This window comes from Streptomyces sp. NPDC046931, from assembly GCF_040644655.1.
GTDB lineage: Bacteria > Actinomycetota > Actinomycetes > Streptomycetales > Streptomycetaceae > Streptomyces.
Genome location: NZ_JBEYWX010000004.1, coordinates 376,729 through 394,672, shown reverse-complemented (window position 1 = coordinate 394,672; position 17,944 = coordinate 376,729). Strand labels below are relative to the sequence as shown.

General features: G+C 73.3%; 14 protein-coding genes. 8 read left to right on the top strand and 6 right to left on the bottom strand.

The window, feature by feature from the left end:
• Window positions 1-2: 2 nt before the first annotated feature.
• Window positions 3-2,579: a helicase-associated domain-containing protein gene (locus ABZ876_RS11495; RefSeq protein WP_361777950.1), complete on the bottom strand. Its 2,577-nt coding sequence runs from the start codon at window positions 2,577-2,579 to the stop codon at window positions 3-5.
• Between the two features lie 164 nt (window positions 2,580-2,743).
• Here ABZ876_RS11495 and ABZ876_RS11490 point away from each other — a divergent pair, with 164 nt between their 5' ends.
• Both ABZ876_RS11490 and ABZ876_RS11485 read left to right on the top strand, forming a co-directional pair.
• Window positions 2,744-3,751 carry a hypothetical protein gene (locus ABZ876_RS11490; protein WP_361777948.1) on the top strand — a complete coding sequence of 336 codons (1,008 nt, stop codon included), beginning with the start codon at window positions 2,744-2,746 and terminating at the stop codon, window positions 3,749-3,751.
• A gap of 115 nt (window positions 3,752-3,866) precedes the next feature.
• The gene (locus ABZ876_RS11485; protein WP_361777946.1) at window positions 3,867-4,493 is read left to right on the top strand and encodes a haloacid dehalogenase-like hydrolase; all 627 of its coding nucleotides are present in this window, start codon (window positions 3,867-3,869) and stop codon (window positions 4,491-4,493) included.
• A 39-nt stretch (window positions 4,494-4,532) separates the two neighbouring features.
• Here the strand turns inward: ABZ876_RS11485 and ABZ876_RS11480 are convergent, their stop codons facing one another.
• Window positions 4,533-4,784, bottom strand: a complete 252-nt coding sequence (locus tag ABZ876_RS11480) for a hypothetical protein (protein WP_361777943.1) — start codon at window positions 4,782-4,784, stop codon at window positions 4,533-4,535.
• Window positions 4,785-4,959: 175 nt separating this feature from the next.
• Here ABZ876_RS11480 and ABZ876_RS11475 point away from each other — a divergent pair, with 175 nt between their 5' ends.
• On the top strand, window positions 4,960-5,343 hold the full coding sequence (locus ABZ876_RS11475; RefSeq protein ID WP_361777940.1) for a cold-shock protein: 384 nt from the start codon (window positions 4,960-4,962) through the stop codon (window positions 5,341-5,343).
• Window positions 5,344-5,387: 44 nt separating this feature from the next.
• Here the strand turns inward: ABZ876_RS11475 and ABZ876_RS11470 are convergent, their stop codons facing one another.
• The 4 genes from ABZ876_RS11470 to ABZ876_RS11455 all read right to left on the bottom strand — a co-directional run bounded on the left by ABZ876_RS11470 (window position 5,388) and on the right by ABZ876_RS11455 (window position 8,905).
• Complete coding sequence (locus tag ABZ876_RS11470) at window positions 5,388-6,248, bottom strand: 1,4-dihydroxy-6-naphthoate synthase (RefSeq protein ID WP_361777937.1); 861 nt, start codon at window positions 6,246-6,248, stop codon at window positions 5,388-5,390.
• Entirely contained in the window at window positions 6,232-6,984 is a 753-nt protein-coding gene (locus tag ABZ876_RS11465; protein ID WP_361777934.1) for a futalosine hydrolase, read from the bottom strand. Before ABZ876_RS11465 ends, ABZ876_RS11470 begins: the two co-directional genes overlap by 17 nt.
• Entirely contained in the window at window positions 6,954-7,415 is a 462-nt protein-coding gene (locus ABZ876_RS11460; RefSeq protein WP_361777931.1) for a DUF2771 domain-containing protein, read from the bottom strand. The genes ABZ876_RS11465 and ABZ876_RS11460 overlap by 31 nt, the downstream gene beginning before the upstream one ends.
• 71 nt (window positions 7,416-7,486) lie before the next feature.
• Complete coding sequence (locus tag ABZ876_RS11455) at window positions 7,487-8,905, bottom strand: MFS transporter (RefSeq protein WP_361777928.1); 1,419 nt, start codon at window positions 8,903-8,905, stop codon at window positions 7,487-7,489.
• A 413-nt stretch (window positions 8,906-9,318) separates the two neighbouring features.
• On the opposite strand from ABZ876_RS11455, the gene ABZ876_RS11450 reads away from it, so the two are divergent.
• The 5 genes from ABZ876_RS11450 to ABZ876_RS11430 all read left to right on the top strand — a co-directional run bounded on the left by ABZ876_RS11450 (window position 9,319) and on the right by ABZ876_RS11430 (window position 17,927).
• Window positions 9,319-10,245, top strand: coding sequence for a DUF3027 domain-containing protein (locus ABZ876_RS11450; RefSeq protein WP_361777925.1), 927 nt, complete (start codon window positions 9,319-9,321; stop codon window positions 10,243-10,245).
• Window positions 10,246-10,443: 198 nt separating this feature from the next.
• Window positions 10,444-13,593: a molecular chaperone Hsp90 gene (locus ABZ876_RS11445; protein WP_361777922.1), complete on the top strand. Its 3,150-nt coding sequence runs from the start codon at window positions 10,444-10,446 to the stop codon at window positions 13,591-13,593.
• A gap of 147 nt (window positions 13,594-13,740) precedes the next feature.
• Entirely contained in the window at window positions 13,741-14,529 is a 789-nt protein-coding gene (locus ABZ876_RS11440; protein ID WP_361777919.1) for a hypothetical protein, read from the top strand.
• Between the two features lie 215 nt (window positions 14,530-14,744).
• Window positions 14,745-15,668, top strand: coding sequence for a hypothetical protein (locus ABZ876_RS11435; RefSeq protein WP_361777916.1), 924 nt, complete (start codon window positions 14,745-14,747; stop codon window positions 15,666-15,668).
• Window positions 15,669-16,355: 687 nt separating this feature from the next.
• Entirely contained in the window at window positions 16,356-17,927 is a 1,572-nt protein-coding gene (locus ABZ876_RS11430; protein WP_361777913.1) for an FG-GAP-like repeat-containing protein, read from the top strand.
• Window positions 17,928-17,944 lie beyond the last annotated feature (17 nt).

The window sequence follows — 17,944 nt, the reverse complement described above, 5'->3', positions numbered from 1 at the left end:
GATCAGGGCTGGTCGTCCGCGAGCTCGGCCACTCCCGTGACCCGGTGCAGCGGATAGGTGCGGACCTCGTCCGCCGTGTGGTCGTACGCCGTGACGAACCCGCCCTCCACCCGGAGCGGGGCGATGACCCGCTGGGACGCGGTGCCCTCGGCGTTGACGTAGCCGATCCACAGGGCGCTGCCGGTGAGAACGGCGGCCTGCATGGTGGCGAGGGTCTCGGCGGAGGTGGTGCGCGGCGGGTCGCCGTCGGCGGCGGGGGCCGGGCCGGGTTTGCGGGGAGTCGTCGAGGCCAGGTCGCCGGCCCGGACGGCGCGCAGGGCCGCGGTCAGCAGCGTCGCGTCGGGGACCGGAGGGCCCTCCGGGACCGGCTCCGGCGGAGTGCGGGGCCCGGTCCGGTGGGCGTGGGCCCGGGTGATCAGGACATCGCCTTCCGCGGACTCCGCGGCAGGGGCGAAGCCCAGGGCGCGCAGTCCCTCCAGGAGCGTCGCCGGGTCGGCGCCCGCGGCCAGCACCGTCGGGGCCAGCCGGCGCAGACGGAGTGAGGCCGAGCGCTTGTCGGCGAGGATCTCGTTCAGCACCGTGTCGTCGTCGCAGCGCACGTACGCCGAGGCCGCCCCGACGCGCAGGTGCCCGTGCCTGCGCGCCATGTCGTCGATCAGATAGGTGAGCGGCTGGGGGACCGGGGTACGGGAGTGCGCGGCGAGGAACGCGTGCAGATCCGTCGCGCTGCGCCCCGCGTCCAGGGCGCGGCGCACGGAGGCGGGCGTGAACCGGTAGACCGTCGCGCCGCCTTTCGACTCGACGTCCGCGAGCACCCCGAGCATGTCGGCCAGGGGCCGCTCCAGCGGGCCGGGCGCCACCGCCGTCAGATCCGCCTGGAGCAGCACGTGGTCCAGGGGCTCGGGCAGCAGCGGGGCGAGCAGCCGTGCGGCGTGGGAGGCGGCCGCCGCCTGCTCGGCCGCCGTGAGGGGCTCGCGGAGCGCGGGAGGGTGGTGCCGGTGGTGGACGGGAAGCTTGTCGCCGGGGCCGGCCGGCTCGGCGGCCGGCGCGTGCTCCGGGCTCTCGCCGAGCAGGGCGCGGCCGTGCGCGGACAGGGCGCCGCGGCCGGTGACGCCCAGCAGCTCCGCCTCGGACAGCGTCCACTCCGCGAGGTGCCCGCGCAGATCGTCGGCCGCGGGCTGGGCTCCGCGCAGGGGGCGTTCCCAGCGCAGCCGGGCCAGCACCGAGTCGGGGGCGGGCGAGGCGCCCTCGGGCAGTCCGGCGAGCAGCGTCAGCACCCGGTGGCGGACCTCGGGAGCGGCCGAGCGGTCCAGGCCGGGGCCGAGCGCCGAGAGCGCGCGGTCCTTCGCGTCCCGGCCGCCGACCAGGCCAGGGGTGCGTGTCGCCGGCAGCCAGGCCGTGGCCAGCCGGCTCCAGCGCTCGGCCGCCGGCAGCTCCCGCCACTCGTCGTACGCGGGGGTCGCCGCGTACCGCTCGTCGGCCTCGCCGTCCGAGGCCAGCAGCCCCGCCGCGTAGGCGAGTTCGACCCAGAAGGCGGCCAACGGCTCGGGCACGTCGAGCGCCACCGCCGTCCGCTTCAGGTCCCGCACGCTCAGACCGCCCGCGCGCATCACCGACGGCCCTCCCTCGTCCCAGTCCTTCAGCAGCTCCTCGACGGTCGCGAGCGCGGTGTACGCCTGGCCGGCCGCCGTGGCGTCCACCATCTGCGGCCGGTGGCTCGCGGCGGTGGCGAGGGCGGGCGGCAGCGGCTCGGTGTGCCGGTGCGCCCGCCCGGAGCGCAGGTGCAGCGCCACCTCACGGGGGAGGACGACGGTCCCCGGGGCGGTCGGCAGCAGCAGTCCGTGGTCCAGGAGCCAGCGCAGCCGCGGCGCCGGATCAGCGGTGACCTGGCCGTACGGCGGTCCCCATACCAGGCGCGACAGCACCTCCAGGGACTCGGCGGGGGCGGTGGCGAGGAGCGCGGCCATTCGGGCGCGGTCGGTGAACAGGGCGGTGAGGGAGGCCACCGCGGAGACGGCGTCATGGGTGGTCGGCAGCCCGGTGGCGGTCAGGATCTCCTGGATCCGGCCCGGCGACATGCCCGAGCCGGCCTCGGCGACGGTGGGGCCGAGACCGGTGGGGGAGGGGTGCTGGGGGGAGGGGGCGAGCAGCTCCCGGGCCGTGCGCACGAGGCGGAGGCGGTCGTCGGGGCCCCAGGCGAGGGCCTGCTCGCGCAGGGTGGCGAGGGCGCGGGGGAGGGACTCGGCGACGACCGGGTCGGCCTCCGCGCCGCCGTCACCGGCCATCAGTCCGAGCAGTTCGTCGTACGACGCCGGGTCCGGGGCCACGGCCAGAGCCTCCGCCGTCTGGAGGGCGAACCGGTCGAGGCGCTCCAGCGCGCGGACGACGCTCGCGCGGGTCGCGGCTCGGGTGGCCAGCTGGGTGAGGTCGGTGGGGACGGGGGTGATGAGGTCCGGGCGGGCGCGCAGCAGGGCGGACAGGGAGGCGTCGTCCCGCGCACGCAGGGATTCGGCCAGCGAGCGGGGCGCGGCGGCGCCTTTGCCCGCGGCCTCCTTGCGTGAGCGCTCCTCGGGGGTCATCCGGTCAACGGTAGCGGGTGACACCCACGGAAGGGGTGTCGAAGCGGCCACGGTCCGGCGATGACCTGGTGCAGGCCGAGGCCGGGGTCCGGGGACGCGGCCCCCGGGGAGGGCATGCGCGGGATACGGTACGGAACGACAGCGGCCCACCCCGGAGGGGCTTCGTGGGGATCGAGAGCGATCAGCTTGTCTTCGACTATCTGAGCCGGGTCGGGGACGTGGCCCAGCAGCGTCAGCTGCCGTCGGCCGCGCGTATGCGGCTCGTGTCCGAGCTGCGCGAGGAGATCGACCGGCGGCGGGCGAAGTCCCCGGTCGACAGCCCGGCCGCCGTGCGGCGCATCCTCTCCCGGCTGGGCACCCCCGACGAGGTGGTGGCCGCCGCGTCCGGGGGCACCTCCGGCGGCGCCGCCCCGAGCCTTCCCGCAGCCGTTCCCCCGCAGCGGACCAACGGCTTCGGGGACCACGACCGCCCCAAGGGCCTGCGCCGGGTCGTGCCCCGTCCCCGCCCCGCCGAACCCGGTCCCGCGGGCCCCTCCCGCGGCGCCCCCTCGCCGCCGCATCTGGCCGGTGCGCACGAACTGGGCGACAGTGCGACCCGGCCCGACTGGTGGCGTGTGGACGGCGGGTCCGCAGGCGGTTTCGAGCTCGGCGACGCCGTACCGGGGTTCGTGGGCGGCGTGGAGATCCCCGAACTGCTGAAGCCGCCGCCCGCGCCCGGCAGCCCGTCGAAGCCGGAGGCCGCCGTCGAGAAGCCGGCCGCCGTGGAGCCGGCGGCCGAGGCCGCCCCCGCCGCCGGGGAGCCCGCCTCCGCGCGCCGCCGCCTTCCCCGCCTCACCGGCCGGAGCAACCCCCTGCTGCTCCTGGCGGCCGGACTCCTCGTCGCCGGGGCCGTGATCGGCAGCTGGCTCGCCCTCGGTCTCGGCTGGTTCCTCGCCTGGGCGTCCCGCCGGCTGACCCCCGCCGAGTCCAAGTGGGCCGTCATGGGCCTGCCCGGTCTGGCCGCGGCCGCGGGGATCGTCTGGCTGTGGGGCCGCACGAGCGGCCGCTGGGGCGATCCGATCGCCCAGGGGCACATGAACGACGCCGTCGCCCAGACCTGGCCCTGGGTGGTACGGGGAGCGGCCGTCGCCTCGGCCCTGTATCTGGTGTGGCGGTCGCGGCGGCAGCGGTGAGGCGCCGCCGCGCGGGTGGTGGCCGACGTCCCGGGGCGGAGGCCCCGGCCTGTCACACTCCGGCAGTCGTCCGTGCCACTTCGGTGTCGTCGGGCCGGCCCCCGGCCCTGGGACAATGGCCGCCATGACGTCTCGCGCCCTCACCGTCGGCTTCGACCTCGATATGACGCTGATCGACTCCCGGCCCGGGATCCATGCCTGCTACCGGGCGCTTTCCGCGCGTTCGGGGACGTACATCGACGCCGATCTCGCCATCACCCGGCTCGGTCCCCCACTGGTGGACGAGCTGGTCAACTGGTTCCCGGCGGAGCGGGTCGACGCGATGGCCGACCTGTACCGCGAGATGTACCCCACCATCGCGATCGCCGCGACGCCCGCTCTGCCCGGCGCCCGTGAGGCGATCCGGGCCGTGCGGGCGGCGGGCGGGCGGGCGATCGTCGTCACGGCCAAGTACGAGCCCAACGCCAAGCTGCATCTGGAGCACCTCGGGATGGAGCCCGACGCGGTGATCGGCGACCTGTGGGCGGAGCAGAAGGCGGAGGCGCTCCTCGAGCACGGCGCGGACGTCTACGTCGGCGACCATGTCGGGGACGTCCGTGGTGCCCGTACCGCCGAGGCGCACTCCGTCGCCGTGGCCACCGGCCCCTGCCCCGCCGAGGAGCTGCGGGCGGCGGGTGCGGACGTGGTCCTCGCCGACCTCACCGAGTTCCCCGGCTGGCTGACGGCGCACGCCCACTCCTGAGGGCGACGCCGCAGGGCTGCTCGGGCGGCTCGGGGCCGCTTAGGTCCGCGCCCCGCGGGCCCTTCGGCGGCCCTCCGCGATCGACTGGAGGACACCCGCGCCGGCGATCAGGAACCCGACGCCCATGAGCATGCTCAGGCCGAACATGAACGTCGGGAAAGGCTTGGTGCCGAGCAGGAACGGGGCCACGGTGACCAAAGTGGCCACCGCCCCGATGAAGAAGACGATCGCACCGGCACGGATCAGCCGGTCGCCGGCCGAGGCGGAATTCGCTTGGGTTTCGTCACGCACCGGACCAGGGTAGTTCCCGTCGCGAGGAACGACTCGGCGACGTCTTGTCACCGGCCCCCGGACCATTAGCCTTGGTACCGGCGGGTCCGGGCGGCCCGCTGCGGTGCTCTTCGAAGCACTTTCCCGAAATACTTTGCAGACGCAGTTTCCGACGAGTACGAGGACGAGGACAGACGTGCCTACCGGCAAGGTCAAGTGGTTCAACAGCGAGAAGGGCTTCGGCTTTCTCTCCCGCGACGACGGCGGCGACGTCTTCGTTCACTCCTCGGTTCTCCCCGCCGGAGTCGATTCCCTGAAACCGGGACAGCGCGTGGAGTTCGGAGTCGTCGCCGGCCAGCGCGGCGACCAGGCGCTCTCCGTCACCCTTCTGGAGCCGGCCCCCTCGGTCGCGGCCGCCCAGCGGAAGAAGCCGGACGAACTGGCCTCCATCGTCCAGGATCTGACGACGCTCCTGGAGAACATCACCCCGATGCTGGAGAAGGGCCGCTACCCCGACAAGGCCTCCGGCAAGAAGATCGCGGGCCTGCTGCGCGCGGTCGCCGACCAGTTGGACGTCTGACCCGGGCGGCGTCCGACCGCGCGCGGTCCGGTCCGGGACGTCCGTCAGGGGAACGCGAGCGCGTTCGGGCCGAGGGGCGGCAGCAGCCCCTCGGCCGCCGCGCGCGTGAGCAGCCCCCGGACCGCGGCGTAGCCGTCCTCGCCCAGGTCCGCCGTGAACTCGTTGACGTACAGCCCGATGTGGGCGTTCGCCACTGCGGGGTCCATCTCCTGCGCGTGCTCCATGACATACGCGCGGGAGGCCTCGGGGTCGTCCCAGGCCGCCCGCACGGAGGCCCGGGCGGACTCGGCGAGCAGCTTCAGCGTGTCCGCGCCCAGGGAGCGCCTGGCGATGATCGCGCCCAGCGGGATCGGCAGGCCGGTCGTGGCCTCCCAGTGCTCGCCCATGTCGGCGAGCTTGTGCAGCCCGTAGTTCTGATAGGTGAACCGCGCCTCGTGGATCACGAGCCCCGCGTCGACCCTGCCGTCCCGCACGGCCGGCATGATCTCGTGGAACGGCATGACGACGATCTCGCCGACCCCGCCGGGCACCGTGTCCGCGGCCCACAGCCGGAACAGCAGATAGGCCGTCGACGTCTCGCTCGGCACGGCGACCGTCCGGCCGGTGAGCCGGGCCCCCGGCTCCCGGGTGAGCACCAGCGGCCCGCAGCCCCGGCCCAGCGCGCCGCCGCACGGCAGCAGCGCGTACTCGTCCAGGACGTAGGGCAGTACCGCGTACGACACCTTCAGCACGTCGAACTCGCCGCGCTCGGCCATGCCGTTGGTGATGTCGATGTCGGCGAAGGTGACGTCGAGCGCCGGTGCGCCGGGGACACGGCCGTGGGCCCATGCCTCGAAGACGAACGTGTCGTTCGGGCAGGGGGAGTAGGCGATCTTCAGGGGCTGGGGCTCATTGGGTGCGGTCATGCTGTGTCCAACTCTCGAGGGCGGTCGCGAGCTTCCCGACGCCCTCGGTGAGGGCCCCGAGGGCGTCGCCGATGCGCCAGGCGGCGCGGTCGCGCGGGCCGACGGGGTTGGAGACGGCCCGGATCTCCACGACGGGCGTGCCGTGCGCGGCGGCCGCCTCCGCGACGCCGAACCCCTCCATCGCCTCGGCGAGCGCCCCCGGATGCCGGGCGCGCAGCTCGGCGGCGCGCCGGGCGGTCCCGGTCACGGTCGAGACGGTGAGAACGGTGCCGGTGACGGCGCCGGAGGCGGCTGCGAGTTCTCGTACGAGTGATGCCGGCGGCCGGTGGCTGACGGTTCCGAAGCCGAGGTCGGTGACCGGAAGAAAACCGTCCGGGGTCTCGGCACCGAGGTCGGCGGCCACGATGGCGTCGGCGACGACGAGCGAGCCGACGGGTGCGTCCGGTGCGAAGCCCCCCGCGATGCCTGCGCAGACGACGAGGTCGTAGGGGGCGCCCCGGAGGGCGGCGGCGGTCAGCGCGGAGGCGGTGGAGGCGGCGGCGAGCGCGGGGCCGACGCCGACGGCGAGGAGGTCGAAGCCCCCGGTCCGGTGCAGGACCGCGGTCGGCAGCGGCACCTCGGCGGCGGGTCCCGGGAACGCCCCGGCCACCGCGTCCCGTTCGGCCGGGACAGCGGTGGCCACCAGGTATCGGGCGGAGGACGTGGTCAGGATTCCTTCTTGAGCTTGAAGGACCACAGGCCCAGCACCTTGTTCTCGCCCTCCTTGATGGAGACGAGCGTGGAGTTGCCGCTCGCGCCGTACTGCGCGTTGAAGAACACGCTGCCCGGGATGGTGCGGTACGTCTTCTTGCTGGAGTCGGTCAGCGGCTGACCGTTCATCAGGATCGTCCAGCCGTTGTCCGCGATGGCCGGGTCGACGCCGAAGCGGACCGTCTCATCGGGGTCGACGGTGATCGACTTGACGTCCTTGGACTTGAGGCACTTCGCCAGCTCCGCCGCCGCGACTTCCTTGCCGTCGTTGTAGCAGTCGGTCTGGGAGCTCACCGAGTCCGTGCCGACCGTGACGGTCGCCATCGGTGTCGGCTTGTTACAGGCGGACAGCAGGAGAAGTCCGGCGGAAGCGGCGCCGAGGGCGGCTACGGCGCGACGGGAACGCAGTGCGGTCATGGCCGAAGGCTATCGGGCACGTCCAGTCCCCTCCCCACGTGGGGTGTGCGACGTGCCGCGCGCTCGTGCGATCAGGTGCCCGCGCGCCCGCCGCGCCCGGCCGAGCCGAGCAGGCCCCGTACGGTCGTCAGCCAGCCGGCGGCGACCAGCGCGGCGCCCACCGCGAGCCCCAGCACCCCGTTCAGCGGCAGCACGATGCCGATCGCGCCGCCCAGCACCCAGGCCATCTGGAGCAGCGTCTCCGAGCGCGCGAACGCCGAGGTCCGCACCGGCTCCGGCACGTCCCGCTGGATCAGCGCGTCCAGCGACAGCTTGGCGAGGGCCTGCGCGCACCCGGCGACCGCCGCCAGGCAGGCCACCAGGAACGCGCCGAAGAAGACCGCCGTGGTGATCGCCGTGGCCAGCACGACCGCCACGACCGTCACAATGATCACTTCCGGTGCGCGTGATTTCAGCCAGGCGCCGACGGCCGTTCCCAGCGCGTTGCCCGCGCCCGCCGCGACACCCACGATCCCCAGCGACACCGCGGCGCTCTCGCCGGCGAGCGGCTGTTCGCGCAGCAGAAAGGCGAGGAAGAAGATCAGGAAGCCGGACAGGCAGCGCAGCGAGGCGTTGGCGGCCAGGGCATGGGTGACGGCCGGGCCGACCGTGCGCAGCCCGGGGCGGCGCAGGGTCGTCCTGCGGTGCGGCCCGTGCAGGTGTTCGGCGTCCGCGGCGAGCAGCGCGATGTCCTCGCCCTTGGCGGAGTCGACCTTCGGGTGCAGCGAGAACGACAGGAACGTCCCCGCGACGAAAATCACGAATGCTCCGTACAGCGGCCAGGCCGGTCCGATGGTGTGCAGGCCCGCAGCGACGGGGGCGGCCATGCCGGTGGCGAGGAGACCGCCGAGGGTCACCCGGGAATTGGCCTTCACCAGGGAGAAGCCGGGCGGCAGCAGCCGGGGCACCACAGCGCTGCGGACGACGCCGTACGCCTTGGAGGCCACGAGTACGCCGAGCGCGGCCGGGTACAGCTCCAGGCTGCCGCTCGCGACCGCCCCGGAGATGATCAGTGCGAGCAGGGCCCGGGCGAGCATCGCGCCCGCCATCGCGGCCCTGCGGCCGTGCGGCAGCCGGTCGAGGAGCGGGCCGATCACGGGCGCCAGGACCGTGAACGGGGCCATGGTGATGGCGAGGTAGAGGGCGACACGTCCGCGGGCCTCGTCGGTCGGCACGGAGAAGAAGACGGTGGAGGCGAGAGCGACGGTGACCATGACGTCACCGGCGCCGTTCACGGCGTGCAGCTCGATCAGCCTGCCGAGGCCGGACTCCCCTGCGCCGTGTGCGTGGGTGATCTTGCGGATGCCGCGCGCGGCGCCGGTGACGGGGAAGTGCAGGGCACGGCCGACCGCGCGGACGGACCCTGCGAACCGGCCCGAACCGCTCTCCCGGCTGCGCCCTTCGACTCCGCCCACCCCGGCGGCTTCGTGGGACGACCTCGCGGCTGCCACCCCGTCATAGTGCCCCGAGAAGGCCGGGGGTAGTGCGGTTACCGCACGGATGGGGGCGCGTGGGAGCGAGCGGCCGGGGTGCGGAACCGGCCATCGTGCCGGATGGCCGCGAGCCGTGCCGGACGGTCCGGAAACCATGCCGACGGCGTACCGGCCCGGCGCACGGAGAGCCCGCGTCAGACAGAGCGCGGCACTCGGTGTGGGCCCCGGGGCGCGGAGAGGGTAGCGTGCGTAGCGCGCCGTGGCGATTGTTCTCGGCCGCGCGCCTCTCATCCATCCCGCAGAATGGGTGGGGTAGGTGCGCCCGAGCGCAATCGGGCGCGGACGTCGACGCGGTCCGCCGGTCCGCTCCGTCCGCTCCCCCAGCCGGGAAGGGCGCACCCGTGAGACGGCGTAGGAGAGAAGCGATACCTGTGAGCGCAGCGACACCGCGAAGCCGCACCCCCGACCGCCTGTGCGCCGAGGCCGTCGACCTCGCCCGCGCCGCCGCCGAGGAGGCCGCCGCGCCCGGCGTCGTCGGCGAGCACGTCGGGATGGTGTCCGAGGGCGACCGCGTTGTCACGCACTTCTTCGAGTGCAAGGAGCCGGGGTACCGGGGCTGGCGCTGGGCGGTGACGGTCGCGCGGGCGTCCCGCGCGAAGATCGTCACGCTCGACGAGACGGTGCTCCTGCCCGGCTCCGACGCGCTGCTCGCGCCGGAGTGGGTGCCTTGGAGCGAGCGGCTGCGTCCCGGCGACCTCGGCCCCGGCGACCTGCTGCCGACGGACGCCGAGGACCTGCGCCTGGAGCCCGGCTTCTCGGGCGAGGCGGAGCCCGCGCCGAACTCCCCGGTCTCCGGCGAGATGGCGGAGCTGGTCGAGGCGGAGGACGTGGAGGTGACCGCGGGCGCTCCCGCGAACCTGCCGATGGCGCCCTCGCGCGGTTCGATCTCGGCGGTCGCGGAGGAGCTGGGCATGCGCCGCGCCCGGGTCCTGTCCCGCTACGGCCTGTACACCGCCGCCGACCGCTGGGACGAGGCCTTCGGCCCGAAGACGCCGATGGCGCAGGCGGCTCCGGCCTCCTGTGTCAGCTGCGGCTTCCTGGTGCCGATCGGGGGCTCGCTCGGGCAGGCCTTCGGCGTGTGCGCGAACGAGTTCTCCCCGGCCGACGGCCATGTGGTCTCCCTGGCGTACGGCTGCGGCGCCCACTCGGAGGCGGCGGTCATGCCGAAGGCTCCGCAGCCGCCCCCGCCGGTGGTCGACGAGACGAAGGTGGAGCCGTTCCCGCTGCGTCCCTCCCCGGACTCGGGTTCGGTACCGGCGGTGGCGGACGAGTCGGCGGCCGAGCTGGGGCACTCCTAGCCGTCACCCCCGCACGCCCCTGTCCAGGCACAAGGCGGTCCCGCTCCCGCACGATCCGGTCGGCCCGGCCGCCGGGGGCATGCCCGTCCGGGCCGCGGCGGGGATCCCCGGGCGCAGCCCCCGGCACCGGCCGCCCCGGCAGACGGTACTTTCGTCCCGCGGCAGGCACGGGCACGCCGCGAGAGGGAGAGTGAAAGCGTGAGCGTATTCGTGCGGCCTGCGGCCGAGGGCGCGGACCCGTTCGGAACGGCCCGGCTGCGGCGCGGGGTGCTGGACGCCTGGGCCACCAGCCCGGCCCGGTTCCGCGAGGACGCCAACGCCGAGGAGGACCTGGTACTCGGCGGGTACCGCGACCGCCTGGTCGTCGAGCTCGCGCAGAACGCCGCCGACGCGGCGGGCAGGGCGAAGGTCCCCGGCCGGCTGCGGCTCACCCTCCGCGACGGTGTGCTGGTCGCCGCCAACACCGGTGCCCCCCTGGACGCGGCCGGCGTGGAGTCGCTGTCCACCCTCCGCGCCTCCGCCAAGCGCGACACCCACGAGCAGGCCGTCGGCCGCTTCGGCGTCGGCTTCGCGTCCGTCCTCGCCGTCAGCGACGAGCCCGCCGTCGTCGGCCGGCACGGCGGAGTCCGCTGGTCCCTGGCCGAGGCCCGGGAGCTGGCCGGGGAGACCGCCCGGCACAGCCCCGGCCTCGGGGACGAGATCCGCCGCCGCGACGGGCATGTGCCGCTGCTGCGGTTGCCGTACGCCGCCGAGGGCAGCGCTCCCGACCCGTACGACACCGTCGTCATCCTCCCGCTGCGCGACGCGGCCGCCACCGACCTGGCCGAGCGGCTGCTGCACACCGTCGACGACGCCCTCCTGCTCGCCCTGCCCGGTCTTCAGGAAGTCGTCGTCGAGATCGGCGACCAGGAGGTACGCACCCTGCGCCGCCGCGCCGAGGGCACCGACACCGTGATCGAGGACTCCCGCGAGGGCACCACCCGCTGGCGCACCGTCTCCCGGCACGGCCCCCTCACGCCGGACCTCCTCGCCGACCGCCCGGTCGAGGAGCGGCTGCGTCCCCACTGGTCCGTCACCTGGGCCGTCCCCGCCGCCGACGACGGCACCCCCGTGCGGCCCCGTACCGCACCGGTCGTGCACGCTCCCACGCCCAGCGACGAGCCGCTCGGCGTGCCCGCGCTGCTCATCGCCTCGTTCCCGCTGGACACCACCCGCCGCCGCGCCGCGCCCGGCCCGCTCACCGGCTTCCTGGTGGAGCGCGCGGCCGACGCGTACGCCGAACTCCTCGCCGACTGGCGCCCGGTGACCGCCGGCCTGATCGACCTGGTGCCGGGTCCGCTGGGCAAGGGCGAGCTGGACGGCGCCCTGCGCCGGGCCGTCCTGGAGCGGCTGCCGCGCACCGCCTTCCTGCCGCCCGCCCATGACCCGGGTGAGGACCCCGAGCTGCCCGAGGCGCTGCGGCCGCGGGACGCCGAGATCGTCGAGGGGGCCGGTGCCGAGACCGTGCGGGTCCTCGCCGAGGTGCTGCCCAGCCTGCTGCCCGCGGGTCTCGAACGACGCGCGGAGCTGCGGACGCTGGGCGTCGCCCGGGTGCAGCTGACCGAGGCGGCCGACCGGCTGGCGGGCCTGGAGAAGGAGCCCGACTGGTGGTGGCGGCTGTACGACAGTCTGGCCGGGGTCGACCCGGACCGGCTGACGGGGCTTCCGGTGCCGCTCGCCGGGGACATCTCCCAGGGCTTCGGCACGGGGGGAGCCCGTACGACCATCGGCCCCCGGCAGGTGCTGCTGCCGACCGTCGACGGGCCGCCGGTGACGCCCGAGGTCCTGGCGCGACTGGGCTTGAAGGTCGCCCACCCGGACGCCTCCCATCCGCTCCTGGAGAAGCTGGGCGCGCTGCCGGCCACCCCGCGTGCCGTGCTCACCACTCCGCAGGTGCGGGCCGCCGTCGCCGCCTCCCTCGACGACGAGGGGCCCGGCTGGGACCAGGAGGGCCTGGACGCCGAGGAACTCGCCGACACCGTGCTCGCCCTGGTCCGGGAGGCCGCGCTCGACCCCGGTGACGAGCCCTGGCTCGGTGCCCTCGCCCTGCCCGACGAGGACGGCGAACTCGCGCCCGCCGGGGAACTCGTGCTGCCCGGAAGCCCCTTCGCGAGCGTGCTGCGGGAGGGCGAACTCGCGCTGGTCGACCAGGAGCTGGCCGAGCGCTGGGGCGAACAGCCGCTGACCGCCTGCGGGGTGCTGGCGAACTTCGCCCTGGTCCGCGCCACCGACGTGGTCCTGGACCCCGACGAACTGGAGCCCCGCGACTCGGACTTCGCCGAGCCGGACGACGCCGGGCTGCTCGACGCCGTCGACGTGTGGTGCGAGGACGTCCTGGACCGGCTGCCCGACACCCCGGTGCCGCCGGTGGCGACCGAGATCGTCGCCGTGCGCGACCTCGACCTCGTCGACGACGGCCGCTGGCCGGCGGCCCTCGCCCTGCTGTCCGAGCCGCCGCTGCGGGACGCGCTCACCCAGCCGGTGCGCATTCTGCTGCCCGACGGCACCCATGAGGTCGTACGGCCGTACACCGCCTGGTGGCTGCGCGGCCACCCGGTGCTCGACGGCCGCCGCCCCGCGGGCCTGCGCGCTGCGGGCGGCGACCCGCTGCTGCGCGGACTGTACGACGAGGCCGACGCCACCGGCTTCGACGACGAGCAGGTGCTGCGGGCGCTCGGCGTACGCACGTCCGTGGCCGCCCTGCTCGACGAGCCCGGCGGTGCCGCCGAACTGCTCGACCGGCTCGCCGGCCCCGAGCGGCCCGTGTCCGCCGCCCAGCTGCACGCCCTCTACACGGCGCTGGCCGACCTCGACCCGGACCAGGTGACCCTGCCGGACGAACTGCGCGCGGTCGTCGACGGCCGGGTGACCGTCGTGGACGCCGCCGACGCGGTGGTCGTCGACTCGCCGGACCTGCTGCCCTTCACCGAGGGCGTCCCGCTGCTGCCGGTGCGCCCGACGCGGGCCGCCGATCTCGCGGAGCTGTTCCAGGTGCGGCGCCTGAGCGAGTCGGTGACGGGCGAGGTGACCTCCGAGGGCGCCGAGCACGACGTTCCGGATTCCGTACGGGTGCTGCTCGGCCCGTCCACCCCGGCGTCGTACGTCGAGCACGAGGAGCTGGTCGTCGACGGCGTGGACATCGACTGGCGGCTGACCTCGGACGGTGTGCTGCACGCCGCCACCCTGGAGGGCGTCGCCGCGGGTCTCGCCTGGGCGGCGGGCCAGTGGCCGCGCCGCTTCGAGGTCGCCGCGCTCCTGGAGGACCCCTCACGCACGGAGGAGCTGGCCCGGGACCGCTGGTTCGACTGAGGCCGGGTAATGCGGTGACAAAAAGATCCAGCCGCGTACAACCATGAGTTTCGGCCGTGGATCTGATCATGCGAGTCAACAGACTCCCCAGACACTCGGGTCCCGCGTGAGCCAACCCGCGGGCCCTTTTCTCCAGTTGGGGAACCCATGCGCATTCGTGCCACCGTGGCCGCCGTCTCCGGCGCCCTGGCCCTCTCCGCCTTCGCCGTACCGGCCGCGCACGCCGCCGGTACGGCCGGCCCTGCCGTCACCTTCTCGAACGTCAAGGTGAACAAGGCAAAGAACATCGTCGTCGGCACCACGGCCAAGGTCTCCGTCCCCGTCACCTACACCGTGACGCACCCCGCGAGCCTCAGCCCGAGCAGCTTCGCCACCGGCCCGGTCATCTACCGCGGCGACAAGATCACCTCGCCGACCGCTCTGGAGGCCGGGGACGAGCCCGGCACCTGCACGGCCGCCTCCTCGACGGTGCTGCACTGCACCGGGACCATCGAGATCCGCCCGACCGAGGGCGACCTGTTCAACGCCGACGCCGGTACGTGGAAGGTCGGCGGCGTCGCCGTGGACAAGAGCAACCACATCACCTGGCAGGGCGACCTCGGCTACACCAAGGTGCAGCGCCTGTCGAAACTGACGGCCGACGCCTCCCCGGAGCCGGTGACGAAGGGCAAGACGCTCACGGTCAAGGGCAAGCTCGCCCGCGCCAACTGGGAGACCAACAAGTACGCCGGGTACAGCGGCCAGTCGGTGAAGCTGCAGTTCCGCAAGAAGGGCTCCAGCACCTACACCACGCTGAAGACCATCAAGACGGACACCTACGGCAACCTGAAGACCACCGTCACGGCCTCCACCGACGGCTACTTCCGCTACTCCTTCGCGGGCACCACGACGACCCCGGCGGTCAGCGCCACGGGTGACTACGTCGACGTGCAGTGACCTGAGAGGCACCGCCCGGTCCCCGCGCCCCGGCAGGGCGCGGGGACCGGCCCTTTTCCGGGACCGGCGGCCGGACGGGTTGCCCGAGGAAATCATCCGGCCGTATACAACCTTCTGATCCGGCCGTGGATCTGATCATGCGAGTCAACAGACTCCCCAGACACTCGGGTCCCGCGTGAGTCAACCGCGGGCCCTTTCTCCACCTGGAGAACGCCATGCGCATTCGTGCCACTGCGGCCGCCGTATCCGGCGCCCTGGCCCTTTCCGCCTTCGCCGTTCCGGCCGCGCAGGCCGCCGACGCCGCCCCTTCCCACCGCGCGGCCGTCGCGAAGGTCCTGCAGTCCGCCCACGCGACCTCCGGCAAGCAGGCGTTCACCGCCCGCACCGGCACCGACGGCGCGCCGTACGACCTGAACGTCACCTTCTCCAACTTCAAGATCGGCAAGGCGTACAAGGTGGGCACCACCGCCCACGTCTCCGTCCCGGTCTCGTACACCCTGACCCACGGCGCCGACGTCGACATCACCTCGTCGGACTTCGAGACGGACCCCTACCTCTACAAGGGCTCCTACGACAGCCCGGACAACATCCTCATCGGGGACAGGTCGGCCACCTGCACCGCCACCTCGTCGACCGCCGCGACCTGCAAGGGCACGATCGACATCTACCCGGCCTACGGGGACCTGGAGAACGCGAACGCCGGCACCTGGGGCGCCGCCGCCGGGGCCATCGACTGGAACGGCCAGCTGGACACGGCCGACCCGGACATCTCCAAGGTCGGCGTCGCCGAGCAGGGCGGACTCGGCAAGACCCTGATCCAGCGCAACTCCACGCTGACGACCGACGCCTCCCCGGAGCCGGTGACGAAGGGCAAGACGCTCACGGTCAAGGGCAAGCTGTCGCGCGCCAACTGGGAGACCAACAAGTACGCCGGGTACAGCGGCCAGTCGGTGAAGCTGCAGTTCCGCAAGAAGGGCTCCAGCACCTACACCACGCTGAAGACCATCAAGACGGACACCTACGGCAACCTGAAGACCACCGTCACGGCCTCCACCGACGGCTATTTCCGTTACTCCTTCGCGGGCACTACGACGACCCCGGCGGTCAACGCCGCGGGTGACTTCGTCGATGTGAAGTAAATCTCTGCCGCACCACGGCCGCTTCGCCGGGATCCCGGCGAAGCGGCCGTTATTCATGAATGCGAGCCTTCGGATTCGGGGAATGGGCAGCGCGCCGCCGGTGATGCGCGCAATTCAATCCGATTTACGGTGCCGTGGGGCGGCGGTGGCGGAGGCCAGCCGGAACAATGTCCCTTTAATCCCTCTTGGCGGGGTATCGACCGCGGGCTTGTGATGGCTTGTCAAGTTGTGCGTGGAGGTGTTGTGTTGACGAATAGTGAGGCTTTGGCTAGCGTATGACCCGCCTTTGCCCCGTCTGACCAGCGGTGGCTTTCGGCCAAGGGGATTTCACCACTCGCGCCTTTTCGGCTGTCAAGTCGCCGGCGCCTTGAGTTCTGACGCAGTCACGGGGGTTCATTTTGAGGCGTCTTCAGCAGTGCGGACCGGCCTGTCATCGCCGGGCACTCGTCTGACCTTCTTCGGCGTATCCGCAGGCTTTTTCGTTCCGGCCGCCGACCACCCGGCCAGCACGGACCTCACCGCCAAAGGCGCCATCACGGAGGTGCCAGGTCGGTGCTCGTGGAGCTCCGCGTCACCGGCTGACCGGCTGCCCCCGCGCCGCGCCCCCCAACTTCCGTGCGCCACACGGCGCATGGATCCGACACGCCTTCTGCACACGCAGAGCAAGCCCTGTGATTCGAGGAAAACGTGACTCATCCCCGCCCGCGCGGGAAGCGCACGGTCTGGACGGCCGGTGTTCTGACGGCCGGTCTCGCGACCGGACTGCTGATGGCGCCCCCGGCCCAGTCCGTCAACGGTGACCAGGTCCAGGACGGCACCGACCAGTTCGCGGTGAAGCTGCACATCGCCTACGACAAGGACAACGAACGCGGCTGCTCCGGCACCCTGGTCGACCCCCAGTGGGTGCTCACCGCCGCCAGCTGCTTCGCCGCCGATCCCCAGCAGGCCTCCAAGCTCAAGGCCGGCGACCCTCCGTACACCACCGTGGTGACCACCGACGGCAACCGGCCCGGCCCGGAGGCGCTGCTGAAGCAGAAGGTCATCGAGCTGGTCCCGCACCCCGACCGCGACCTGGTCATGGCGCGCATCAACAACCCGGTCACGTTCGACAACCCCCTGGACGGCCCGTTCCCGGACATCGACGAGGCCAAGCTCGACACCACCGCACCGGTCCAGGGCGACCAGCTCAGGGCCGTCGGGTACGGACGCACCAAGGACGAGTGGGTCCCCGGCCGGGCGCACACCGGTTCCTTCACCGTGGACACCGTGAACGCCTCGACCCTCGCGATCTCCCCGAGCAACGGCGGTGGCGCCCTGTGCCAGGGCGACGCGGGCGGCCCGGTCCTCAACGCCAGGGGCCACGTGATCGGCGTGGTCAAGGCCTCCTGGAACGGCGGTTGCTTCGGCACCGAGGAGACCCGTACCGGGGCCATCGCCTCTCGCGTCGACGACATCGCGGGCTGGGTGCAGCAGGTCCGGCTCATGTCCAGCAAGGACTACCTCACCGACGCCGTCACGGCAGCCGACTTCAACGGCGACGGACGCACGGACATCGCGGCCGTCCTGATGCGCGGCCCCGCGCACGTCTTCTACGGCCGCCCCGACGGCAAGCTGGAATACGGCGCATTCCTGCCCGGCCTCGGCCGCCCCAACCAGAAGCAGATCATCGCCGGTGACTTCAAGGAGGGCGCGGGGCTCGAGGTGGTCACCGTCGAGGACGACGGCGACCTCTTCATGGGCGAGCGGCGCTCCTGGGCCCAGAACCTGTGGACGCGGCCCAAGATGTGGTCCGACTCGGCCTGGAAGGACGGCCTGCCCGTCGCCACCCTCCACAGCAAGACCCCGGGACGCGACACCCTGCTGTTCCAGTGGCCCGACGGCTCCCTCTACACGTACAAGAGGGACGCGAGCGGCAACCTGGTCAACCAGAAGAAGGCCATGTGGCCGGACAAGACCTGGAAGGCGAAGCGCATCGCCACCGGTGACTTCAACGAAGACGGCCGCGACGACATCGCCGCCGTCGGGGCCGACGGCTCCTTGAACCTCTACCCGGGCAAGGCCGACGGAACCTTCGACAAGGCCCGCTCCATGTACCCCGACAAGAGCTGGGGCAGCATGCGGGCCGTGCTGGGCGGCGACTTCGACGGAGACGGCAAGGCGGACCTGGCCGCCCTGTGGTCCAACGGCGACCTGCGCTGGTACGCGGGTGACGGCAAGGGCAAGGTGGCGGCCGGCAAGAGCATGTGGCCCACCGTGTAGTACTCGGCAGGACGCCT

What these genes read in the sequence shown, in the direction of transcription:
- ABZ876_RS11495 (WP_361777950.1), bottom strand. Translation starts at nt 2,579, where the DNA reads ATGACCCCCGAGGAGCGCTCACGCAAGGAGGCCGCGGGCAAAGGCGCC.
- ABZ876_RS11485 (WP_361777946.1), top strand. Translation starts at nt 3,867, where the DNA reads ATGGCCGCCATGACGTCTCGCGCCCTCACCGTCGGCTTCGACCTCGAT.
- ABZ876_RS11470 (WP_361777937.1), bottom strand. Translation starts at nt 6,248, where the DNA reads ATGACCGCACCCAATGAGCCCCAGCCCCTGAAGATCGCCTACTCCCCC.
- ABZ876_RS11460 (WP_361777931.1), bottom strand. Translation starts at nt 7,415, where the DNA reads ATGACCGCACTGCGTTCCCGTCGCGCCGTAGCCGCCCTCGGCGCCGCT.
- ABZ876_RS11440 (WP_361777919.1), top strand. Translation starts at nt 13,741, where the DNA reads ATGCGCATTCGTGCCACCGTGGCCGCCGTCTCCGGCGCCCTGGCCCTC.
- ABZ876_RS11435 (WP_361777916.1), top strand. Translation starts at nt 14,745, where the DNA reads ATGCGCATTCGTGCCACTGCGGCCGCCGTATCCGGCGCCCTGGCCCTT.